Origin of the sequence: Cellulophaga sp. HaHaR_3_176 (assembly GCF_019021925.1) — a bacterium.
Taxonomy (GTDB): domain Bacteria; phylum Bacteroidota; class Bacteroidia; order Flavobacteriales; family Flavobacteriaceae; genus Cellulophaga.
In genome coordinates this window covers 171,168-192,761 of sequence record NZ_CP058990.1, presented here as the reverse complement: position 1 = coordinate 192,761, position 21,594 = coordinate 171,168, and the positions used below count along the sequence as shown (strand labels likewise).

Genomic DNA, 21,594 nt, shown 5'->3' with positions numbered 1-21,594 from the left:
ATTAAGAGTTTAGTTTTACCATTGCCCCGTTAATTAATGTATTTGCCGAAGATGTTGTTGTTAAATTTGTCGCTGAAATGATAGTTTCTGTCCCTTGTATAGTAACCTTAGGAGATTCATCCATAATTTCACCTGGCAGTACAGACATTTTAGATTCTCCACTTTGAGCTGTAAATGCTGTAGAAGCAATATTTTTTTGATTTTTAGAATAAAATTCTATATCATCTGCATGCATAGAAATGAATTTAGAACTCAATATTATTTTTTCTTCGCTAGCAATAGTTATTACTTTGTCTGTTGTGTTATAGTTTATCATAGACCCATTTTTATCAGAAATGGTAATACTTTCATTTCCATCAAGGTCATTCATTTCTATAGTATGTCCGCTTCTCGTTCTAATAGATTTTAAGTCATTGTTTTCACTCATAAAACTATTTGCACCTGCATTACCATGGTATAAACTACCCATCATATATGGGCGCTCTGCATTACCACCTTCAAAACCGATAAGTACTTCTTCTCCTTTTTCTGGTATAAAATGAAAGCCTTTATCACCACCACCATGTGGGGTAACTACACGAATCCAAGGGGTGGTTTGCCCTGTAAATTTCTGCCAAGGAAATTGAACTTTTACTCGCGCCATACCATCAGGATCAGCATTTTCTATAACAATAGCTGTCTGTGTATCGCTATACGGGAATGCTTCAAAATTTGTATATGGAGAAACATCTAATTGTGTGCTAATTGCGGTAAACACATTGCTGTAATTACCTAAATAATCTTGCTCATGCTGTACTTGAGTAACTCTATATTGCCCATGATCAGCATCTTTGCCTTTTATACTTACAATTTTACCTAAGCTTACCCCTGGGTTATCACTTTTACCTTCTAATATTACTTGACTTTGTTCTGCTGCTTTTTTTTGTGCTTCTACTTGACTATCTAACAGCGCTTTTAATTGGGTACCTCCACCATTGTTTATCCATACATTAGTTTCTGCAGCATACAACATATCAGCTTTACCACTTGCAAAACTATGGTAACTGTTTGCACCAGTATTTACCTCTGAAGCATTTTTTGTATGGTGCTGATCTGAGGTATAATCGTTTGTAAAATAGTTAAATTTATTTGGTGTAGGTGTTAAATTTAACGCAAACTCTTTTAAATCAAAATTATGAGTTAATATAACTTCTGGCGGAGTTTCAGGAGTTCCGAAAATAACCTTATCACCATTGTAATATAACCACTCTCCATATTGCATTGCTATACGAGAAACAAATGCCCAGTTACTTTCTTTATGTTGCACTGCGTAAGGTATTGCTGTACTATATTTTGCTTGCACACCTGCTGCCAATTTTCCACTATCGTAATTAGAAAACGTATTTTTAACTATTGCATTTAAATCTTTCTCAATATATGAGTGATAATGAGGACCATCATCCGCTAAAATGGTAGGACTTTTTGCCGTTATAGTAACAAAATTATTATTTAAATATCCTTTTGAATTTCGAATAGAAGTAACTATACCTAAAAATTGTAATGTGTCTTTTATATCTTTTTTATCTTTTGCTTCTATAATAACAACAATGCTTTCTCCTAAAAAATTTTTACTTTCATTTGCTAACTCTCCCGTTGCCTTTTCAAGCACCTCCATTTGACACTCTACTTGTAGTGTATGATGATCATTTGTACTTTGTTGTAGTACCAAACGTTTAAAAGATTTTATCTCTTTACCTCCAATTTTAATTGTAGTAATTGATTGTGCTGCCATATAGTTATATGTTTTATTTTATACTATCATAATCGTTTACAAATAGCAAAAATTAATGTGTAAAATTTCCTATGCAATTTAGTATATTTATTATAGGTATAAAGGGCTGAAAATGAAAAAATAGTGCCTTTCATCGAAAAATTGACGAATTTATAGTTTTAATATTTTATTACTTTCTCTATTTGCTAAACTAGTAACATTCTAACAGCTAATTGATAAGCTTTTTAAAGGTATTATTTGTTTCTAAATCATTAACTTATTTCATATAAAAAATACACTTATTGTTTTTTTATTTCTACAAGACTATATTATGAAAACTATAGATTAAAATATATTACACATACTATAGTATTTTGTAAGCAAAATTACCATTAACCTAACTCTCATAATAAGCTCTTTAAATACTTTTAGGTATGATGAATTGATTATATATTTTTTTAGAGAAATAGAAATTTAATTGTCACAGATTAAATGCTGTGGAATTTTTTTCCACCCTAATTCGGGTGCAACTATTGTAATATCGCAAATTGCGAAAGTTTAAGATTAACTCCGTACTTTTTGGATTTTCAGAAGATAATTTTAAAAGAAATTTCTTTCCGATTTTATCATCAGATACTTTACTACTACTATTTAAACCATTATAAATTTTGACATTATATTCGTAAATAAATCTAATATTAAAATCACCCACTACAGCAAAACATTTTTCTAAAACACCTATGGTAAATATTTTATTAGCTTCAAGTTTTTTTACCCTTTTCATTTTTAAAACATACTATCAGTAAATCTGAAATAAATACAAGGATTACTAAAAACGTTTTACCCTTTTTAATCTCCACATTCCTCTTGTAAATTTCAATTTACTCCTTTAGCAATTATAGCATTTTTTTGAATCATTGCATCACGCACATAATCACCCATATAAAGCATGAGCCATATACTTACTATAAAATACAGCAGTATAATGATATAAGTAACAGGAACATTAAAAAGCATTCTTGCATCTTTATCTAATCTATCTGATAATATATATCTTTTGTAATTTAAAATCAAAATAATAGTAGTGCCTAAAATTTGATATTTTAAAGGAAAACTTTTATCGAAAAATTTTACAGACAAAGGTTTTATTATGCTCAAAAAAAGATTAATTCCTTGAAAGGAAGATGTAACAAACACGGCATGTATCTTTGCTAAATCTTTATTACTCCTGAAACCTAAACCATGAATAAACCTATACGAGAAATTAAAAAATACATTTGTTAATGTATCAAAAAAAAGCATCATTTATTGTAATTTTTTTTTGCATCTTCTTCACTTATCGGAATACCTCCTGCTTGAAGCATAAATTGAGCTATTTTATTTAACCATGCTTCATCATTAGTTACTTGGTTTTCAAAATCTGAATGGTATTTTTTACCTAAATAGTCTCCTGCCGCAATTGCTACTCCCACCTGAGGTGGTGAAAAAGTACCTATCAAATTTAATGCATGACTGTGATACCTTTCTCCTTCTGAGATTAAATCTTTACCATAATTCTCTTCTATTTGAAATGAACCATAAATTGAAATACCATATCCAAAACCTTTAAGTCCTCCTATAATTTTGCCTGTATTTTGTTTCGGAATTGAAAACCAGGTTCTATTTCTTCCTGTAATTCTGTTAAAAGGAGAATATACCAAATCATATTTCAAACTAAACCCATTGGTTTGTGTATTTAAAAAATCAATTGTTTTAGCAACCGACGTACTTAAACTAGACCAAAATAATGTTTGTGCTAGAGAAATATCATAAGGATTATTAGAATTATTAGGTGGGTTTACAACAACATTCATATCTTGCACATTACCATTCCAGTACCACAATTCATCCTCTTTTTTAGCGAATTTTTGTTTCATGGTTTGATCTAAAATATACATTGTTTCTTCGATGGTTTGTTTTTTAGATGTTGTTATTACAACCTCATCTAAATAATTTGGAACCTCTTTTATTAAAATTTCTTTTTTCCAATTTTCATCTTCCTTAAAAGCATTTTTTAAAACATCCTGTTTAGATAACTCATCAATTTCTAGCACACCATATTTTTTTAAAATATAAGCACTCAATTCTTTTTTCGAATTTTCTTCAAAATAGGTAATTGTGATAGACCTAATTTCATCATTAGAAAGCCCTAAATGAGGATAGTGTGCCTGTATATTAAATACAGCTTCTTCAATAGACATATCTATTTCAACAAACAACCTTTTCATCAAAAACTGAGTACTACCCTCTTCTACTACTCTATCAACACAACGTGATACGATAAGAGATAGCATCCCTTTTAGATATTGACGTATATGTTCTAATTCAAAAATTGTTTTCATATTTTTAGATTATGCCATTGGCCAGTTGTTCTTATGCGCATCATCGTCATTACCTAATTTCAACTCTTCTGCACTTATTAAAATACTTATGACAAAAGGGTTTATACCTTGATCATTAAAATTTTCAGTATATTTTAAACAGAACGCCTTTTTAAAATCGATAGTGCGCATTATACCACTAAGGTTATCTTTATAAAATACGACTTTACCATCTTTTGTTAGCTTATCTGATAAAGCCCAACGAGAAAGTTCTTTCGTTTGATCACTCATTTCTAATGTTAATGATAATTGACCTGCGGTAGGACTTGCTGTAGGCCTCCCCGTTAGATCGCTTTGTTGGCTCACATTTAACATATAACTTAGTACTGAAATAACTTTACCGTCTAATTCTAGTTTTGCTTTAAAAGACATATTTTGTATTGTTAATGGTTATTGATATTGATATTAATAATTATCTTGTTGTACTATAATCATACAGTTTTCTTTAATCCCATTCCATTTAATGGTTTTACTGGTATCGACATGTTGTATAGCACTCCACCAATTGGGTTTAAAGTAAAAAATATAGCCATTAGGCTTGTTGTTCTTATCTTGTACTTGTATTTTTTGTTCTGGGTGTATTTGGTTGTAGTCTTCTACAAAAAAATAAAATAAACGACCGAACTCCATATCTTCAGGAGCTTTTGTTCTAAGCCTACTTATAGTTTTGTCTCCTTCTTTTTTTCGCAACTGAAATGTAACTACTAATGGGTTCGAAAGCTCGCTAGGCGAAGGTTCTCTCAGTTCTACCCCGATAGGGAAATCCCATTTTTTATAAATCGGAACAGGTATTAATGCACTTAAATTATACATTTTAAGTACTAATAGTGGTAGTATAAAAAAGACACCTGTACCTAAATAATATAGTACGAATTCAGGTTTAAAACGATCTACAATATTTGCAAAAACTAATAATGCAATACACAATACAACTACGGTAAATAAAATTTCTTTAAAAAACTCGTTCTTATCATCAAACCATTCTTTAAAAACAGTTCGCATAACATATACATGAGCAATACCTAATAGAAAAACAATAATTTCCATTCCGATAAAGGAATTTAAAGGATCATCATTCAGCACTTTTTGATGTGCAATTAATGCTGTTAAAGCAAATAGTAACACTACTGAAAAAAGATATAAAAAAGCTTTTAGTTTATTCTTTTTAAATATAACACGCACTTTAGATGCTAATGCTATAACAAAACCACTAACAAGCATTAGGAGCATACTTACTTTAAAAATATTACTACCGAGTAAAGTTGTTAACATACTATTTTTTATTATATTTTTATTACGAACCTAGTTTGGTTGACATACCCAAATAAGTTCCTCTTTTATCGCCCAATACAAAATCACTTTCAATAACTGAACTAATTTTAGTTGTTATCTTATATTCCATCGGAATAAAGTAATCATAAAAAACTTTTGCAATTTTTAACAAACCATCTTCTTCTATATATTGAGGAATACCTTCTTGCTTTTCTGGTTGCAACAGCACCTCTAAAGAAGGTTGTGTTAGTTCCGGAAAATCATCAGTTTCATTTGCTGTATCAAAATCTAAAAACTTATCAATTTCAGCTTTATAGCCTGAGCGTATTGTATCTGTTTTTTCTAATATAAAATTTAAGCCTAGTGTAATATTTTCAACTTTTTCTTCGACTTTTTCTATTGCTTGATATGCATACTTGTAAGTGACTTTTATACCCAAAAGCAACTCTAACACGTAAAAAGTATCATCTAAATTACCTGATAGCTCTTTCGCGTATGGCAAAAGACGCATAAATGGTGCTGCGAATTTTTCAGGAAAATCTTTTGGTAAACCCCAAAAATCAAATAAAAAGTCATTTTTAAGACTTAAAATATCTTCAATCTGACTTTTTCTATTTTTTTCTATTTCAACTTCGCTTTTAAAAAAAGCATTTTCAATGGGTGCAAAAAGTAATCTTGCATTTTCTTGCTCTTCTTTTTGCTGTCTTCTATACGTCAAATAAGAAGTTGTATTTTCACTTTTTGTTGGATGATGAAAAATACCTTCTGGCAATCGATCGTAAATACCACTTCGCGATAAGTCTATTTCTAAAAAATTTGAATTTTCGCCAATTGTTTCTTTAAAATTTAAGATATCAGAATCGTAAGCTCTTTTAAAATCACTTCGGTAACGCACCAAAACCTCATCAACATCTAAAATATCAGGTTCCATTAATTCTGCCACAACTATATCAGCCCTAAGTGGGCTGTGTAAATTGGACAAGGAAGCTGCAATATGTGATAAAGTACTTTTCATTTAAATTTACTTTCCGTATTTATCTTGAAAATCTTTTCTTTTACCAGCTGCAACAAACCTTCTCACCCAATGCTGATCTCTTATATCTCCTATTTGTACGCCACCTGTTTTGTTTTGGCCTTTGTATGAACTTGAGTGGACAAACTTATTGTTTGATAAATACATGCCTACATGATCCATTTCGCCATCTTGATTTGCAGCACTTTGAAAAAAGATCAAATCTCCTTCTTCTAAATAATCTACACCTCTAAAACGAACAAGTTCTTTACTTTTAAACTGCTTATGGGCGGTACGTTCTATATATAAATCGTACACCTTACTGTATAATAACTGCGTAAATGATGAGCAATCTATACCACTACCTGTTTCTCCACCCATTTTATAAGGTGTCCCCATCCATTCATCAACAAAACTATAAAGCTCTTTATTTACGATAGAATCAGGTACTACACCTATAATTTTACCATATTTGATTTGTAACTCTGTAGGTGGTTGAGTAACGACTAACTTATTAGTAGTTTCAATGGCTTTTTTTGCTCCTCCACAACTAACAGCTAAAAAAACAAAAGCTACTACAAATGCCACTCGTATTGTAAGTTTAAATATATGTTTCATAGAAATCATACGGTTATGTGTTGTGAAATTCTCGATTAAAGTAATTATTTTCTTTCATTTAGAGATTAAAAAAACAGTAATTTCGACTTAATACAACAATTTAACTTTTAACAGAGATTATCTTCTCATGTTTCTCAATATATCTAAGTCTCTTTTAGCTTGATCTAATTCTTCTTGCAACCTATCAACTTCTGTTTGATACTCTTCTATTTGAGTTTTAGCATCCGTTAATTGATCTAATTCTTTTTTACTTTTCTGGTAATCAACCATTACGTCTAAAACATCTTTATACATTTTATATCTAAATGTAGAATCTTTAGCAGGTAGCGAACTTTGTATGCGTACCAGTTTTTGACTTATTAAATCGTTTAAGTAAGAAATGTTTTGTCCTTTTAAATCTAACGAATCTAACAAGCCTCTTGTTTCTGTTAATTGCATCGCAAAGGTTCTCTGAAACTCGGTTTCTCTTTCTATATTTTTAGCACGCTCTCTAAGCAACGTATTTTCTTTGTGAGGAACACGATAGTTTAGAAAAACAGCACCTATAATTAATAAGATTGTTACAACAAATAAGGCTAAAAATTTTAAAAAGCTTTTATTTCTTTCTTTTATGTTTTTTGCTTTCATAAGTAAATTATAATCCGCTTACTATTATAAACATATTGGCAATCTGTATGTTATAGATACGGGAGTTTTTATGTTAGTGGATTTCTTTTTTAATATTTTTGCTATTTTTTCGACCAAATGCAGTTCTTATTATTATTCTTCTAAGAAAAATTTACCAGTAGTATTTTTCGGTTCTTCATCTATAACGTCTTCTTTTACGAATAACTTAGAATTAGATTTTTTACCAATATATTCTAACTCTTCTAATTTTCTAAAAAGTTGCACTAGTACATCATTACATTTTTCTAATAATTCTATTGATGTTTGTATATTATAATGCTTATAATCTAGCTGAGATACACTCGTTAAAACCTCTTCAAACTCGCCTTGGTTTAATTGGCACCATTCTGACAAATAGGTTAACAAAATTTCTTTACCAGTACCCGCGTACATATTTACACTACCCTGTAATGTTCTTGCTACACCTGCAAGCCTGCTCACCATACTTGTTGGCTCCGCATTTAAATCATGAATGCGATAGGCTGGTATTGCATGAGAAAGATATAATTGTAAATCTCTAGAAATAGAAAGTACCATACGTGCCAAATCGTTACTTTGCTTTTTCTTATATATTTTTTGAATTATTTTCATACTCAGTGCTTCCAAGGTATTTAACCCTCCTCCGAGGTACTGATATATTTCAAATAAATCTGAATGTGCTTTAACCGTGGTACATGGTGGTATGTAGTTTTCTTGCAGTGTAGGTATTCCTTTTTCTACACTAATAAGCCCAATTATTAAATCGAATGCGCCAGTTTCTTCAATTTGTTCATCTACCATAGGCACAACCGAAACTCTATATTTTGGTATTACAAAAGGTTTACGCACAGGCTCTTCTTCAGGGTCTGCAGAACCTATTGCTATACGTTCTAAAGGACTTACGCTTAATAATACTTGGTAGACACCATCCTTTTCATCTGTCCACTCTTTATGGCACGATATCGTATTGCTAGATTGTTCTAACAACCTTGTAATCTCTTCATTAATTATGATAGAATATCCACCTTTTGTTACCGCATTACAGCTAAGAATCGTTATTGTAGTGCCGTGACGCCCATCTACAGACAGCTCTATTTTAAAAGGTTTTTCTCCAGGAATAGGAACTAAACCATAATTACGGTTAGCTATACAGTACGTATTGCTTTGTGCTATACTTTGTAATAATGAATTTTCTAGTCTCAGAAAATGATCTTTATTCATTTTCATTCCATCTACCCAATTAATACGATATATAGGATTGTCTTCCATAAACTTTATTATTTATTACTGGTAATACGTTTTATCAATTGTTACTAATTGCCTATCCTTAGCCACTTGCGTTTAATGCTAACTTGAATATATTTTATACAATTAGAATCTTCTTCTCTAAATATTTTAAGCTTTGTTATTTTACGCTTTTTACGCTTTTTTAAATAACTCACTAGTTCTAAAAACTTCATACTATCACCATCAACAATACAGTTTTTATTGATTTCACCACAAAAATATTTTTCAAAATAAGCCGGACTTACATCATCTAAAACTACTTTTTCTAGTTTTTCTTTAAAATCTATTTCGCTTATATATGGCCCTAAATTGCTTTCTAAATCTGGGTTTATCCAATCTACAGGAATAATAGGAATTGTATCTAAAAGTGTTCTACTATTAACGGTTCTGTTTCTTCTGTTAGTACGTCTCTGCCTTGCTGTTGTATTTTCTTCTTCTGGATAAACAACAATTTTTTTACTTGCCATGTGCCTAATATCACCATTAACTACTAACGATACTGTTTTTACGCCGGGCTCTTCATATGTATAATCTGCTTTTTTTGAACTGGCATTTGCTTCTGATGTATCTCCAAAACGCCACTCCCATGAGTAAGCTCTATTAGAACTATCTTCTACAAATAATTTTTCGCCTACAGCTATACTTTCAGGTAAATCGAAATAAGGAATTTTGTTTGGATCTAAAACAAACTTTTTTTCTTTAATTACTAACTCTTCAAAATATTCGCATTGCCCATTCACCATTAATCTTACCTCGTAATTACCTGGTTTTTCATATATATGATATGCCTTACGCTTTTCAACCACATCAGTACTATCTCCAAAAGTCCATTCCCACTTTTGAGCATTTTCAGTTACATCAGTAAATTCGACTAGATCACCTACACGGTATTCCATTGCCGAAATATCAATTTTTACATATTCGCAATCTATACTACCTGAAATTTTAAACCCAACGACTAGGCCTGCAACTAAAATTATAGCTACAAAAAAATAGCGTACCATATTATCTAAATATGTGGCTCTTTCCGTTTTATTATTCATTGTTTTGTTTAATTTTAATTATGTATGGCAATATATTTAACGAGCGGTGTCTTAAATGATGCAACAAATCGTTATTTAAATATTCCCAATTTTCATCAGTTATCGGATGTTCTCTTGAGGGAATTAAAATAATATCAATACATGGTACACGTCCTTTATTTCTGGCAATTTGTAAGGTTGTACTTTGTTTTATAACCACATCAGAAATTACTTTACCATAATGCACATGGCAAAATGTTTTAATATCCTCTTTAGTAACAATACGATCACCTGATAATGTTTTACTCCTATACCTTGCTAGCCTTTCTTTATGGTCATAACCATCAGATCCGCTTTGGGTAGTTGTTAAAAAGCTACCCCCATTTAACAATGAGTAATCATCTTGATATGGGTACAGTTCATTACCTACTCCTATACCATTTGCCAATTCACCATCTGTAACCCAATAGGTTAAAATTAAGTGTTCATTTAAATCGTAAGGATTAATTCGTAAGTAGTGTGTTTGTGCATCAGAACTTCTGCTCTCTGCCATTTTCTGATCTAAAGTAGCAAGTAACTTATCTAGTTTTTCTAAATTCGATTTTAAAAACTCTTGATTCATAAATGTAAATGCAGCACTTTCATCTTGTAAAAGCTCTAGCAGATGAACCACCTGTTCTTTTGCTCTTCGCTGCTCTAATTTACCTAAACCGTGATCGTAAATTATATAACTACCTTTTACCCCCGAATCTCCGTCAATAGCATTTTGTATTTGTTGCGGATAGTATTTTTTTCCTTTAATATTTTCTATAGATTGAATATCTAAAAAAGGCTTATCGACAATTATGGGTATAATATTAATGTAGTCTTTCATTTGATACGTAACCTTTAGTTTTCGCCTATTTACTACAGGGTAACTATTTATACTCACAAATAAATTGTGTAATACTGATGCAGGTATTATGCTATTAAATTCAACTTTTATCCAAAAAATATTTCCTTCGTGATCTAAGTCGTTATTTTCTAAAACCACCTCTAGCTCCGGGTAAATAGGTGCTTCTACATTTGTATTTTGCAAGACCTCAGCTGCCTTATCACTATCAAATACTATTTTCTTATTATCTTTTAAGGTTATATAGTTTTTTTGATAAAACCGATCTACATTATCGCTGATATTGTGTGTTTTGGTTTTACTTGCGTGATAACCATTTTCTAAACTCCTTTTTAATTTCAGGCTATTATTAGTTAAACCTGTTTCGGTATTAAGTTGCACATTACCCAACCACCATGTAGCTGTTTTTAAATAATGATAAAACAAATCAGAATCGCTACCTTTTGCTTTTAGGTAAATTGGTAGGTTCGCAAAATCTATTGTATTGTTATGGGTTGTAATACCAATATAAACACAACTTGTACTTAATGATGATTCTATTTCTGACCTTTGAATATTCCGCCCTGGTAAACCTAAATCATATATTGAGTTGCCCGTAATTAAATAATCGACTGATGCATTTTGTAGTGGGTAAGTATCTATTGCCGAAAAGAAACAATCTGGCAACGTACTTCTTTGATTTTTCTTAAAATTACTAATATCATTTTTTAAATTAATTAGTAATTGCTGATTTTCTTGCAGTAAGCTTTCTTCTAACTTCGGAGAAAACTTTACAATACCATGTGCTGGCATTGCACTACGTCCATAATCAGGCTCCATTAATTCTACCAAGCTTTCTGTAATAGAAACGCTCATATCTTTATACCTGCCATGAAGTTTTTCTAACTCTCCAGCACAAGCATTAATTAACATAACTACTAATGGATCAAAATTACTTTGGTTGTCATCTAATGGAATTTTCCATAATTCAGATGCTTGCCTAAGCATATCTCTGGTAATCTGTTTTTTTGTATACTGCTCCATAGTACTTAGTAAGATAATGGCCCTATATAAAAGTGCTCATAATAAACGAAATCATCATCAATCTGTGCCAGCTGACCTTTTATAGTTATGTGCACTAATTTTCTAATAGAATTTTTATTAATATCGACAGAATGCTCTTCTTGTTCTACCTCTACGTCTACCTCAACTTCTGATAATCTTTTTTCGTGCTTTTTAATTGACTTTAATATTGCATCGGATATTGTCTCTTTTAATTTAGAATTACTTGTTACGTTATTAAAATCGATACTCCAAAGTGAACAACCATATTCTTTATCAAACATACACTCACCATAACTCGTTGTCATAATAAGTTTCAGGTGTTGTGCTACAGATTCACCCAACAAAACTTTAGGTGCTTTTGTTGGGTTTATTAAATTTCCCGCACTGATGGGTAAAGAGTAATAATCTAATTTCATTCGGTAATTTAAATTTATCAATCTGAAATGAAAACGGTTAAATTAAATTAATATTTTCGTACAACAAGAATAATCTATCTTAAAAAAAAGTACCTTTTTTCTTTAATAAAGCTATTCACAGACTTATTTCGCATAAAATTTACTAATTATCAATAGAACTGCCTGAATATAAGAAATTTATAAAAACCAAACAGAAAACCACATTCTCATTGTTTGGCTTTTATAAAGATGATATACTACAAAAAAATGTTTAATTGTATTTATTTTCGGTATGCGAACTTCAGTTTTTTTATTTGCAAATGCAATTATGAAGATCAAAAAAATTGTAAAGAGTAGTATTAAAATTTAAAAAAATAAGATTTACAGGGCTGTAAAATTCTAAAATAATTGCTGCATTTATAACTTATAATAATGCTTCATTTTAAAAATTCACTAACACGATTTACATTCTCCTAATTTAATGATATCGATATTTTGATCATTTAAAAATCGGAAATCTAGAAAAAAGCAATCCCCTAATACATACGAGTTAGATTGATTATTTGCATTTATGACTTTTGACATATTAGCTTTCTCATCTATTAAATTTAGAACATAAATATTAGCATATCCTTGCTCATACAGTTTCATTCTAAGGGTTATTTCATTTATAGGTAGATCTACTATTTTAAATTTATAAGTATCTTCTTTATAATCAAAAGAAATAATTAATTGAGATGAAAATTTAGAAACATCTTTATTTTTATGATGCGAGCCTCTTAAATCAAATCCTTCTACACTTAAATAAATTTCGTCTTTATAAAAGTGAGATTCCCTATCATAAACATCTACACTTACATTTTCTGTAAAAAAGAAACCCTCTACAATTATACTTTCAAAATCAACCTTAAAAGACTCTTTATCATCTAAAAATAAATCTACCTTTTTAGCTGTATTCTTTTTTTCAATTTTAGAAAAATATTTCCATAAAAAATATTTTCCGATTGCAAATGCTCTTGGTACTTTTCAGGAGTATAAACGGTACCATACTCATCCACAAATTGCTCCTCTTTTCTATTAAAACCATCTACCACTAAATTATCTAACTGAATTATTGAGAGCTCTTCTAATCGTATAGATTTTAATTGACCACCACTTCCTATAGTATTGGTTTTGTGTTTTCTGAAAAAGTAAACACAAATAAATAATACTACACTAAAAATAATTCCGATACCAGTCATAAAAATAAATCAGTTTTTACAATTAGAAATAAGCCCTTTTTAGGGGACAAAATTTTGAATTGTATGAGTAAATATTGTAGCACTCTACAAAGTCCGCCTGCCTAGTAAACAAAGTCAAAAAAACTATTCTGAGCTGAAAACATGAAAGTAAATGCTAGCACGAGCGTGACGCTCGCGCTAATGGAGGTTGACATTCGGCAGGATGGCCATGAATTTTATATATTGTAAGCAATAGGTTACTTTCTAAAATATCAATTACTTATTTGAAATACGGAACAGTAATAAAGTATAAAACCATGATAATCATATTCTATAGTTCCAATAAATAATTCTTCTACTTCATCTCCAGTAATGTCTTGTAATACTAAGAAATGTTCAGGATTAGACTCTGACACAATAATTGTTTTTTTCTTATTTTTATTGCATATTTTTAAAACCCCTTCATAACTTTCATTTATATAAAATTGGATGTCTGTTCCGTCTTTTAGTTGTTCTTTTTCAAATTCTTTAATCTTTTTTCCTAAAAGAACGTCGTTTTGACCCGATACAAAGATATTTATAGCACTATTTTTAAATTCGCGAATAGTTAGTGTTTTTAAATTATTCGTCGTTAAATTCAAAAAGATGCTATCATAATATGATTTTGAATGTTGTTCATTAAATTCATTAATCAATTTTCCTTTTTTATAGATATGTGGACGATACGAATTTATTATTGTATCTTCTATTTTATCCATTTTGGAATATAAACTACTACCATAAATAACAAATATACTATCAGAGAATGCTACTTTTGATAAACCCCTAAGATTTTGTTCGTCTGAGGATCTTAATTGAAAATCAAAAAGTTTTTTTAGCTCAATAACATTGTTATCCTTTTTAGATACTTTTTTACAGCTACTAAAACTTAGTATGACAAATAATATTATAAATATATGTAATCTCATAAATTAAATTTTATTAGTAAATTATTTCAATGCATGAACAATATGTTTAATATCTTCAATAGGTGGAAGCATTGAAGGGTTTTTATTAAAAAAATCTACACTGAGCGCAAAAGATGAAAATAATGCGGGCACGAGCGTGTCGCCTGCGTTAGCAGGGGAAGTAAGTTGATTTAATAACTCAACACTATCCTTAGTTTTATTTCGACTTATTATTAATAATCATTATGAACCGTTGAAACGATCTCTGGGTTATAAAATTTACTACCATATAACAAAGGAAAAATAATAGTGGAAAGTAATAATGAAAATAATATTATTTTTTTCTTTGAATTCTCCGTAATAATTAATTTAGCTTACTAAAATAACCATTATCATCAATTTTAAATTTATTAATACCTCTAATTGAAATATCCCCTTCTATGTTCGTATAAATAGCAGTACTTACATTCCAGTTTTTACTTAGGTGAAAAAACCTAGATTCCATACTATGCGTCCTTACTGCATGATAATATATATTGCATATATCGATAACATTACCATCTTTTGAGGATATTAAATATATATTTTCTATTCCTTTTTTATTGTCGTACACTCTGCTGTAAACAGTTTTTAAAAAGAATATTTTCAAATTTCCTTTTTGAATATAAGAGCTTGAAATAAAATAACTTCTTTCTTTAAGGTTAGCATAGTAATTATTACTTAAGGCAATATTTAATGAATCTTTACTCTCTTCTATAAGTTGATTAAAAAATTTATGGCTACTAATATTATCTTTAAAACCAAAGTTAGTAATAGTTAGTACTGTATTATCTAAGGCACCTTTATAACAATCATAATTAAGGTTTTTCACAGATTTTAAAAGAGTTATTTTTGAATACCCTAATGGTAATTTGAGTTCTTCTTTATTTACTGTATCAAATCTAAATTGTAGTGAAATATCACTAGTTCCCATTGATCTGACTTTACTTTGAGGAACATTTGTCTCATTTTTATATTTACAAGAAATTAACAGTATTAATAAACCAAATATTATGTAACTATGTCTCATTAATTAATATTATGCAATCGATTAATAAAAAACGTATCACTGTGCATATGATTTTCGTGAATATTACCATATTCACCACAATCATTAACAGAATTATCATAAGACATATTACATCCCACAATATTTCTCCCAAAACCATAATGAGACAAACTATTAATAAATACCTGTTGATCATCTTGATTCATTAAATAATGAGTATCATATGCCATACCATTTACATGGCCTGAACTAGGGTAACATGAGCCATCAATATAAGCAAAACCTTCAGATATAATATAAATGTTAGATGTGTTATGATTTAAATTTAATTCTGCCAAAGCACCAATTATACCTGCAAATAAAATTGGATTAGCAAATCTTCTCCTTGTATCTTGATAAGCAAATGCAACCCTCAATCCTGACGTTATATCATTATATTCTAATGCACTAAAATTTTGTCCTCCAACCCCTTCAATTCTTTCAATATCTGCATCTATTAAATATACTTCATTATTTTGATTGGCATACCATTTAGCACTGTATCCATTATTATCACTGTAGGTTCCTGTTTCATAAATTTCTAAACTTGAGGCGTCAATATCTTCACCAGCAGCTCTATTGGCAGTAAAATCAACAGAATCCAATAATTGACCTCTTTGCGCTATAATTGGCACATTATTTGTTCTCGCTTTTGCTCTAATTCTATGCCTCTCAGTCGTACATATCTCATGGATATTATCGTTGTTATCTCTATAAAAATAAACAACAATGTGCTTAGGATCCTCTTCATCAAATTGATCAATTCTTGACCAATCATTTACAATTTCACCAATTCTCTTCCTTACCAATTCACCATTAATGCTTATCTCATCAAAGTTGTTATACAAATTATCTCCATGATAAATTTCATATACATTTTTATTCTCCAACTTAAATAGATGACCTTCACTATTAGCAAAAATATTATCACCTGGTAATTGAGTCCATGAATTTGCATTAGCTCCATACACAACAACCATGTTATAGTCTTCAGGTAAAACTTGTATTACAATAGATGGTAAATCCATGCCTACTTTATATATATTTTCCGCCCATTCATCAAAAGTATCACGGGTATTTGGTCGAAATGATACTTTAAAAATAGCTTTATCAACATAATCTTCTAAATTAGTATACACACAATTACCTTCTGTGTCGTTCAAAACTTCTGTACTGCCTACCTGAGTAACAAATTCGCTCACATCAGCCGTACCATCAGTTATTTGTAAAACTTCATCAGCGGTCCCTGTAAGATTACAATCTCCTGTCTTAAAATTAATTTTGAGATTTGCTCTTATTTCAGAAAAGATTGACTCTCCTATAGGTACAAAACCTTCCGTTTCAACAACTATATAAACATCTCTCCCTAAAATTCCTTGATGAATTTCATTAAAAGCAACTGTTAAGGTATTTGAAGAAGAGTTTTCAGAAACCACTTTTTCAGCAAAATACGCATTAGTTATTTTTGGCTCAAATATTATTAAATCTTCAAAAGCACTAGTAATATGCTCATGAGCATTAAACCAAACTCTTCCCATTGTTATACTATTTATAATTATTTCTGACCTTATTCTTCATGTTGTTCTTTTACAATTTTAAGACCTACTTGTTGTGTATTTGATCTAATGACAATGTCTTCTAAAATATCATTCTCCAATAATTCTCCGTTAAATTCAAAATCTCTACAATTATCAGCCAAATCTATAGAAACTAACTCTCCAATTGCATTTCTTGTTCTAATTATTAAATTCACTTCTTGTCCAATTCTAATTTTATTATCCGGTATTCTGTTTCTATCTGTATCTTCATAATATGTTTCTATGATTTCAGGTGCACCTGTTTCCTCCACAACCACCGGAGCCTCCGCAAAAGGATTACTAGGGTTCCAAGGTTTCTCAAAAATATCTTCATTATTTAAACGCTGAATACCAGGGCTGAAAACTATATTTATTAATGGTGGCTCACTACTATCGTGATTAAAATGCTCTGAGTATTATATCACATGGGCATTTGCAAATTCTAATTTTGAGGCTATTTTAAGCATATCCCACTGGTAAAATAAAAGCTCACCTTTTACCTGTAATGTATCATCTAAAGCTGCTCTAGTTAAACCACCAATATTACTTGTTAAAGGTATTGTTATACTAAATACACCACCTTTTGGCATACCCCATGGCCTGCCTGTACTATCTACCTCTGTATGTATACCATTATTAAAGTATAGCACATTTAATTTATCTCCGTTTATTTCTAGTATGCCTTTCATTATGACACCTAGCGGCTATTTTATTAATTATTTTACTAAACTATAATCTGTTTTCCAACTACTTGTATTCATATCACTTTTACCATACATGCGTATCAAGAAATTTTTTGCAGGAAAATAGGGTGTAATATTTAAGTTTAAAAGCACTTGATCTTTATGTTTTGGATCCTTCTCAAAACGCAACACTTTAAAATTGCTTATCAACCTACCTGACCCTACATGCTTATCTAAAAACTGTATAATTTCTTCCATTGTCTCTTTTCGAATATTAACATTGAAGTTTTCAAAAGTTCGTTGGTTTAAATAATCGACAAGTACTTTTGATAAATAATCGAATACACGAACTACACTATAGGTTTGCAAACCTAAATTATCACCATTAAACAAGGTTTTAGCAGAGTATGCAATGGTATTGCCATTTGTATAGTACATCGGTATCAGTCCTTTTTGTTCTATAGTCGACAAATCATTTTTTGTCATTAAAAACCGAACACCTTTACTACTATTAATTCTACCAAATTCGGTACCTGCACATGCTTGTGATAAAAGGCTTGAATATAGTTTACCTGCTAATGCTGGCGATGGTGCTACATATAAAGGTTCTTTTTCTCCTAACCATTTGTTTGCCCCGCGAGCCACCAACCAATTACAGGTCATTATTGTATTTGCTAAATATGTTTCTTGCTGCACATGTTCTGCTTTTTCAAAAAGTTCTACAACATCTTCTGGTGTGTCTAAATCTGAAAAATCTGTTACTAATACTACTTTATGTTCGCTTGCAATTTTTGACCATTGGGTAAGTACATTATGCGACCCAAAATAACCAGGAAACACCATTAAACTATAATGGTCCATCATATCTAGCCTATCATAAGTATCTTTTAATTCTTTTGCTACTAAATTAAAAAAAACTGGATTATCTAATGTGCTGCAATTCTCTTTATCTACATTTATTATAGTAAGGTTAGAAATACTTTCTTCTTCTGTATTTTTTATAAAATGGTTTAAACCATAATAAGCGATCTCTAAAGGTTTTGCTATTTCTAAAATATTTAAAAGATTAGCTTTAAACCTATCTTCAACTACAGTATAATACTCTTTTCCTCTTTTTTGAAAATCTGATTTAGAGGTCGTGTTTATAAATAGATAATGCCATAAGTAACAAAGAGCCGATAATTCACCTTTTAAACTTTTATAACTGCTTTTTAATTTGGCTTTCTTTAACCTATCTACCGTATAAGAAATATTTGTATGAGAAAACAGCATTTTTAAAATTGAAGTTTTAGCTTTTAACTGTTTTTCAATAAAATCTAGTTCAGTGCCTTTACCTAGAGCACTTTCAAATTCTAATAAAAAATTTTCTAGTACTTCTTTATCTTTTGTTATTTTAGTAAAAAAACGAGTATTATCTTCTGCTTTTAAAAGTTCTAAACAATTAACCTGTTGTATTTTTAACTGCTTTAACACTGCACTTTTGGTTACTAAATTCTCAGGTTCAAAGTCATCTAATGAAGCATATACAAATGTTTCTTTTGCTATTGCTCCTTGGTAATCTTCATGAAAAACGGCCACAGAAGGCCTGAAGTAATTAAAAATACTCTGTAAACTTCCTAAGCCCTTTACCAGTAATGGTTTTACGGGTACAGAGAGTGTTAATTGCTCTAAATACATAGTTCTATTCGTAGGAATATTACTTATTCCGTTACGAATATCCGTCTGTTTTTTCTTAATAAATTGTGATCCAAAAACTTGAGCCATGTAGATGTATAAAGGTTAAGGTTTATAGGTGTATTTGGGTGTAGAGTAAAAAAAAATACTATTCAACACCTTGCGTTAACTTAAAATAAGTGAAGAGCAAGAGTGCTAAATAGCATTTTATAACATTAATTTTATTTTTGTTCGTACTCTGTTTCCCAATCCGTACCATCATCTCCTTTTTGACCATCTAATTTGATCAAAAAGTTTTTAGCTGGAAAATAAGGTTTCATATGTATATCTAAATGAATACGATCTTTTTGAACAGGATCTTGCTCAAAACGTTTTATTGTAAAATCTTCAATAAGCTTACCTGGTCCAGAAATTTTATCCAAAAACTTAACTATTTGGCTGTTTAATTCTGATCTAGTTTTCGCGTTAAAGTTCTCAAAAGCTCTTCTGTTAAGAAAATCCATAAGTACTTTTGTAACATAATCAAAAACACGTACTACTGAGTATGTTTGCAGGCCTAAATTATCGCCGTTAAATAATGTTTTGGCAGAGAATGCCATTACTTTTCCATATTCATTTACCATAGGCACTAAACCTATTTTTTCTAAATTAGTGATTTCGCTTTTTCTAAGATCAAATTTCACGTTAGCTACTTCACTCATTCCACCGTACTTTTTACCTGCAGCAACTTGCGACATTAAAGTTTGATACAGCTTACCTGCTAAAGCTCCTGATGGCGGAACATACAAGTTATCTTCTTCACCAACTTCTTCAAGTTTTTCACGACCTAAAAGCCAGTTACATGTCATCATAACGTTTGAAAGATAGTTATCGCTGCCTGTTAATTTTGCAGCTTCAAACATTTCAAGCACATCATCCGGCTCGTCTAAATGTTCAAAATCGGTAACAAGCATTACTTTATTATCATAAGCAATTTTAGCCCATTTATCTACCACCATTTTAGAGCCCAAGTAACCCGGAATTACCAAAATACCGTAGTTATCACTAAGATCTAAACGATCGTAGCTATCTCTTAATTCTGCCGTAATAGCATCTACAAAACTAGTATTATCTAAATCTTTAATTTGATCTAGCTCTGCGTTAACAATAGTTACGTTTCTTATTTTTTCTTCTTCTGCATTTTTAAAGAAAAGGGCCATAGAACGGTACGAGCGCTCTAAATCTCTAGTTTCTTTTAATGCTAAACTTACATTTTTATCTAAAGTCTTACTTGCAATTTCTGATTGTTTCTCTGCGTTTTCAACCATTTCAGAAATATCTTCTGAACTAGAAAGTATTGAAGACCATATTTCTAAAGTTTTCTTTACCGTTTTACGCTCTAACTTTTTTGAACTCTCTGTAAGAAATATATTTTTACGTGCCTTACGTTCTGGGTTCATATTCTGACTACCATCAATAGTCGCCTCAACTAAATCAAAACCACCATATTTTATAAGAATATCGTTATTTTTTTTTTAGTTTCTACAGTTGCCTGAGCTGTACCTTGTTGCTGATTTGCTTTTTCTGTTTTAGCCATGTCTAATTATTATCAAGTTCAGAAATCATATCTTTTATTGTATTAAGCAATGCTTCCTTAGCTTCTGGATTGCTTAAAGCTGCTTTCAAAATTTTATTTGTTTTAAGTTGTTTTACAACTTTTTGGAATTGCTCTTTTTCCGTATCTAAATCACTTAAAAACTCACTTTGATTTACAATTCCTTTTTTCCCAAAATCGCCAAGGTTATTAAATTTCAAAGTCCCTTTAGACTCTACCCCTTCACTTGTTTCAAAAGACAAATCTAATTTGGGCGCATAGTGTTGAAAAACTTCACCAACTGTTTTTAAACCTTTTACCATTTCTGGTCTCAAAGGCTGATCTTGAGTTAATTTTTCTACTAAAATAGTTCTGTTCTGTGGTATTTCCTGAAGAGATTCTATGCTTTCTCTTTTCACTTCAGTTCCCCCTAATCCGTAGGCCTGATTGCTCATATCTTTTTTGTTTTAATAATT

22 protein-coding genes and 1 pseudogene are annotated in these 21,594 nt (G+C 30.3%); all 23 read right to left on the bottom strand.

All coding sequences use genetic code 11. The features are described from left to right. Position 1: 1 nt before the first annotated feature. The 23 genes and pseudogenes from H0I23_RS00890 to H0I23_RS00780 all read right to left on the bottom strand — a co-directional run bounded on the left by H0I23_RS00890 (position 2) and on the right by H0I23_RS00780 (position 21,573). Positions 2 to 1,771 carry a type VI secretion system Vgr family protein gene (locus H0I23_RS00890; protein WP_216784596.1) on the bottom strand — a complete coding sequence of 590 codons (1,770 nt, stop codon included), beginning with the start codon at positions 1,769 to 1,771 and terminating at the stop codon, positions 2 to 4. A 460-nt stretch (positions 1,772 to 2,231) separates the two neighbouring features. Beyond that, positions 2,232 to 2,534 (bottom strand): hypothetical protein, encoded by a 303-nt coding sequence (locus tag H0I23_RS00885; RefSeq protein ID WP_216784595.1) that lies wholly within the window; start codon positions 2,532 to 2,534, stop codon positions 2,232 to 2,234. 92 nt (positions 2,535 to 2,626) lie between these two features. Continuing rightward, the gene (locus H0I23_RS00880) at positions 2,627 to 3,055 is read right to left on the bottom strand and encodes a hypothetical protein (RefSeq protein ID WP_216784594.1); all 429 of its coding nucleotides are present in this window, start codon (positions 3,053 to 3,055) and stop codon (positions 2,627 to 2,629) included. Continuing rightward, complete coding sequence (locus tag H0I23_RS00875; RefSeq protein ID WP_216784593.1) at positions 3,052 to 4,131, bottom strand: hypothetical protein; 1,080 nt, start codon at positions 4,129 to 4,131, stop codon at positions 3,052 to 3,054. Before H0I23_RS00875 ends, H0I23_RS00880 begins: the two co-directional genes overlap by 4 nt. Before the next feature lie 9 nt (positions 4,132 to 4,140). After that, a complete protein-coding gene (gene tssD / locus H0I23_RS00870; protein ID WP_216784592.1) occupies positions 4,141 to 4,542 on the bottom strand; it encodes a type VI secretion system tube protein TssD in 402 nt (133 codons plus the stop codon). Positions 4,543 to 4,575: 33 nt separating this feature from the next. After that, positions 4,576 to 5,442: a TssN family type VI secretion system protein gene (locus tag H0I23_RS00865; RefSeq protein WP_216784591.1), complete on the bottom strand. Its 867-nt coding sequence runs from the start codon at positions 5,440 to 5,442 to the stop codon at positions 4,576 to 4,578. Between the two features lie 22 nt (positions 5,443 to 5,464). Then, positions 5,465 to 6,457, bottom strand: a complete 993-nt coding sequence (locus H0I23_RS00860) for a hypothetical protein (protein ID WP_216784590.1) — start codon at positions 6,455 to 6,457, stop codon at positions 5,465 to 5,467. A 6-nt stretch (positions 6,458 to 6,463) separates the two neighbouring features. Beyond that, positions 6,464 to 7,072, bottom strand: a complete 609-nt coding sequence (locus H0I23_RS00855) for a C40 family peptidase (RefSeq protein WP_216784589.1) — start codon at positions 7,070 to 7,072, stop codon at positions 6,464 to 6,466. A gap of 117 nt (positions 7,073 to 7,189) precedes the next feature. Next, positions 7,190 to 7,699 carry a type VI secretion system TssO gene (gene tssO, locus H0I23_RS00850; RefSeq protein ID WP_216784588.1) on the bottom strand — a complete coding sequence of 170 codons (510 nt, stop codon included), beginning with the start codon at positions 7,697 to 7,699 and terminating at the stop codon, positions 7,190 to 7,192. 132 nt (positions 7,700 to 7,831) lie between these two features. Next, on the bottom strand, positions 7,832 to 8,986 hold the full coding sequence (locus H0I23_RS00845) for a hypothetical protein (RefSeq protein WP_216784587.1): 1,155 nt from the start codon (positions 8,984 to 8,986) through the stop codon (positions 7,832 to 7,834). 44 nt (positions 8,987 to 9,030) lie between these two features. Further along, positions 9,031 to 10,047 (bottom strand): PKD domain-containing protein, encoded by a 1,017-nt coding sequence (locus H0I23_RS00840; protein WP_216784586.1) that lies wholly within the window; start codon positions 10,045 to 10,047, stop codon positions 9,031 to 9,033. Beyond that, the gene (locus tag H0I23_RS00835) at positions 10,040 to 11,941 is read right to left on the bottom strand and encodes a type VI secretion system baseplate subunit TssF (RefSeq protein WP_216784585.1); all 1,902 of its coding nucleotides are present in this window, start codon (positions 11,939 to 11,941) and stop codon (positions 10,040 to 10,042) included. The genes H0I23_RS00840 and H0I23_RS00835 overlap by 8 nt, the downstream gene beginning before the upstream one ends. A 5-nt stretch (positions 11,942 to 11,946) precedes the next feature. Next, positions 11,947 to 12,399: a GPW/gp25 family protein gene (locus H0I23_RS00830; protein ID WP_216784584.1), complete on the bottom strand. Its 453-nt coding sequence runs from the start codon at positions 12,397 to 12,399 to the stop codon at positions 11,947 to 11,949. 411 nt (positions 12,400 to 12,810) lie between these two features. Next, on the bottom strand, positions 12,811 to 13,008 hold the full coding sequence (locus H0I23_RS00825; RefSeq protein WP_216784583.1) for a hypothetical protein: 198 nt from the start codon (positions 13,006 to 13,008) through the stop codon (positions 12,811 to 12,813). A gap of 287 nt (positions 13,009 to 13,295) precedes the next feature. Then, on the bottom strand, positions 13,296 to 13,598 hold the full coding sequence (locus tag H0I23_RS00820) for a hypothetical protein (RefSeq protein WP_216784582.1): 303 nt from the start codon (positions 13,596 to 13,598) through the stop codon (positions 13,296 to 13,298). 251 nt (positions 13,599 to 13,849) lie between these two features. Continuing rightward, entirely contained in the window at positions 13,850 to 14,545 is a 696-nt protein-coding gene (locus tag H0I23_RS00815) for a hypothetical protein (protein ID WP_216784581.1), read from the bottom strand. A 343-nt stretch (positions 14,546 to 14,888) separates the two neighbouring features. Next, positions 14,889 to 15,593, bottom strand: a complete 705-nt coding sequence (locus tag H0I23_RS00810; protein ID WP_216784580.1) for a hypothetical protein — start codon at positions 15,591 to 15,593, stop codon at positions 14,889 to 14,891. Then, positions 15,593 to 17,149, bottom strand: coding sequence for a hypothetical protein (locus tag H0I23_RS00805; RefSeq protein ID WP_216784579.1), 1,557 nt, complete (start codon positions 17,147 to 17,149; stop codon positions 15,593 to 15,595). The genes H0I23_RS00810 and H0I23_RS00805 overlap by 1 nt, the downstream gene beginning before the upstream one ends. A 29-nt stretch (positions 17,150 to 17,178) precedes the next feature. Next, positions 17,179 to 17,460, bottom strand: coding sequence for a hypothetical protein (locus H0I23_RS00800; RefSeq protein WP_216784578.1), 282 nt, complete (start codon positions 17,458 to 17,460; stop codon positions 17,179 to 17,181). Between the two features lie 144 nt (positions 17,461 to 17,604). Then, positions 17,605 to 17,877 (bottom strand): type VI secretion system tube protein TssD, encoded by a 273-nt coding sequence (gene tssD, locus H0I23_RS00795; protein ID WP_216784577.1) that lies wholly within the window; start codon positions 17,875 to 17,877, stop codon positions 17,605 to 17,607. A gap of 27 nt (positions 17,878 to 17,904) precedes the next feature. Then, entirely contained in the window at positions 17,905 to 19,635 is a 1,731-nt protein-coding gene (locus H0I23_RS00790; protein WP_216784576.1) for a DUF5458 family protein, read from the bottom strand. Positions 19,636 to 19,766: 131 nt separating this feature from the next. Beyond that, positions 19,767 to 21,059 (bottom strand): annotated as a pseudogene (locus H0I23_RS00785) (DUF5458 family protein); the annotation flags it as partial. 64 nt (positions 21,060 to 21,123) lie between these two features. Continuing rightward, the gene (locus tag H0I23_RS00780) at positions 21,124 to 21,573 is read right to left on the bottom strand and encodes a hypothetical protein (protein WP_216784575.1); all 450 of its coding nucleotides are present in this window, start codon (positions 21,571 to 21,573) and stop codon (positions 21,124 to 21,126) included. Between the last annotated feature and the right edge of the window lie 21 nt (positions 21,574 to 21,594).